This is a genomic window from Actinoplanes sp. NPDC048791, assembly GCF_040650095.1.
Classification (GTDB): domain Bacteria; phylum Actinomycetota; class Actinomycetes; order Mycobacteriales; family Micromonosporaceae; genus Actinoplanes.
This window is the reverse complement of sequence record NZ_JBEZGQ010001354.1, coordinates 1-1,886: the sequence shown is the minus strand read 5'-3', so window position 1 is coordinate 1,886 and position 1,886 is coordinate 1. Positions and strand designations below refer to the sequence as shown.

3 protein-coding genes are annotated in these 1,886 nt (G+C 72.9%); 2 read left to right on the top strand and 1 reads right to left on the bottom strand.

The window, feature by feature from the left end; translation table 11 throughout:
• On the top strand, positions 1-276 hold a 276-nt coding region (locus tag AB0C29_RS46245), incomplete at its 5' end, for an FGGY-family carbohydrate kinase (RefSeq protein ID WP_360834439.1).
• 9 nt (positions 277-285) lie between these two features.
• The gene (locus tag AB0C29_RS46240; RefSeq protein ID WP_360834437.1) at positions 286-1,692 is read left to right on the top strand and encodes an MFS transporter; all 1,407 of its coding nucleotides are present in this window, start codon (positions 286-288) and stop codon (positions 1,690-1,692) included.
• Here the strand turns inward: AB0C29_RS46240 and AB0C29_RS46235 are convergent.
• Positions 1,670-1,886 (bottom strand): DUF3459 domain-containing protein (locus tag AB0C29_RS46235; protein ID WP_360834435.1); only part of this gene is annotated, 217 nt, incomplete at its 5' end. The two genes, AB0C29_RS46240 and AB0C29_RS46235, sit on opposite strands and share 23 nt — an antisense overlap.

Genomic DNA, 1,886 nt, shown 5'->3' with positions numbered 1-1,886 from the left:
GCCAACCGCATCGTGCTGGTCGGCGGCGGTGCTCGCAGCGAGGCGGTCCGCCGCATCGCGCCGGCCCTCTTCGGCCTGCCGGTGCTGGTCCCGCCGCCCGGCGAATACGTCGCGGACGGGGCCGCCCGCCAGGCCGCGTGGGTCACGGTGGGTGGTGACGCGCCACCGACGTGGTCCGCCGAGACCCCCGAGGTGTACGAGGACAGCAGCGCCCCGATCATCCGGGAGCAGTACGCCGCCGCCCGCGACGCCGTGATCGACAGGGTGTCCGGCTAACCTCGTCGCGTGAGATGGCGGGGAGGACCGGCGCATCGCGCGTACAGCGTGATCGTCTTCGTCATCCTCGCCTCCCTCGACAACGTCGCGATCAACCTGGTCCCGCCGCTGTACGGCAGCATCGCCGACGACTACGCCGTGGGCGAGGGCCACATCGCCCTCGCCACCACGGTGATGTTCCTGATCAGCGCGGTGGCCGCGATCGCCTGGGCGTACGCGGGGGACCGCCTCGACCGCAAGCCGGTGCTGATCGCCGGCACCCTGATCTGGGTGGCCGGCACGGCCTGGTCCGGCCTGGCCGGCAGTTATCCGTCGTTCCTGCTGTCCCAGGTGCTGGCCGCGATCGGGCTGGGCGGGGTCGCCAGCGTCAGCTTCTCGGTGGTCAGTGACCTGATCTCACCGCGGCGCCGGGGCCTGGTGATGAGCTTCTGGGGCCTGTCGCAGGGCGTCGGCACCCTGGTCGGCACGCTGCTGGCCGGGGTGCTCGGCTCGGCCGACTGGCGGCGGCCGTTCCTGGTGGTGGCCGTGGCCGGCGTGCTCGCCACGGTGGCGTACGTCTTCACCTTCGACGTGCCGCGCGGGGACAGTCAGCCCGAGCTGGCCGGCGTCGAGTACGACGAGCGGATCCACCACGACCACCTGCCCCGGATCCTGCGCCGGCGGACCAACATCTGGCTGATCCTGCAGGGTCTCACCGCGCAGATCGCCTTCGGGTCGCTGGTGTGGCTGCCGGTGCTGTTCCGCTCGCGCGCCGAGGACCAGGGCTACACGACGGCCACCGCGGTGATCGTGGGCAGCGTCTTCGCCACGTTGTTCCAGCTCGGCGGGGCCCTGTCGATCCTGGGCGGGCTGATCGGCGACCGGCTGCAACGCCGTGCCCCCCGGGGCCGGGCCCTGGTCGCGGCCGTGGGCGTCATCGCCGCCGTGCCCTTCTACGTGGTGCTGTTCTTCGTGCCGTTCCGCATCGACGTGCCGGACGGCGGCAGCGCCGGCGCCGTCGTGCTGGCCATCCTGGGTCAGGTCTTCACCGAGCCGACGGTCGGGCTGAGCCTGGCCACCGCCATCTTCGCGCTGGCCCTGACCTCGGCCAACTCGCCGAACTGGTTCGCGCTGATCGCCGACGTCAACCCGCCGGAGCACCGCGGCACCGTCTACAGCCTGGGCAACCTGGTCAACGGGGTGGGCCGGGCCGGCGGCAACGCCCTGGTCGCGCTGGTGTTCCGGCAGCTGGCCGGGGCCTTCCCGCCGCCGCTGAACTACGCGGTCGGCCTGGCCGCGTTCCAGCTGTTCTTCATCCCGACCGGCGTCATGTACTGGCTGGCCAGCCGGACGGTGGCCAGGGACATGGCGGACACCCATGCGGCCCTGGCCACCTACGGCAAGCGGGAAGAGGTCAGACCCGCGCCCACACAGTGACGTCCTGCGGCACCCGGCCGTCGTCGGTCAGCGGGCCGCTGGCCAGCTGCACCCGGGCGTTGAGCGGCAGCTCGGCCGGCGCGTCGCCGAAGTTGGTGAGCACCAGCAGGCCGCCGTTGCGGAACGCCAGCACGTCCGCCGGGGTGTCCACCCAGCGCAGCGTGCCGGTGCCCAGGCCGTGCTCGGCGCGCAGG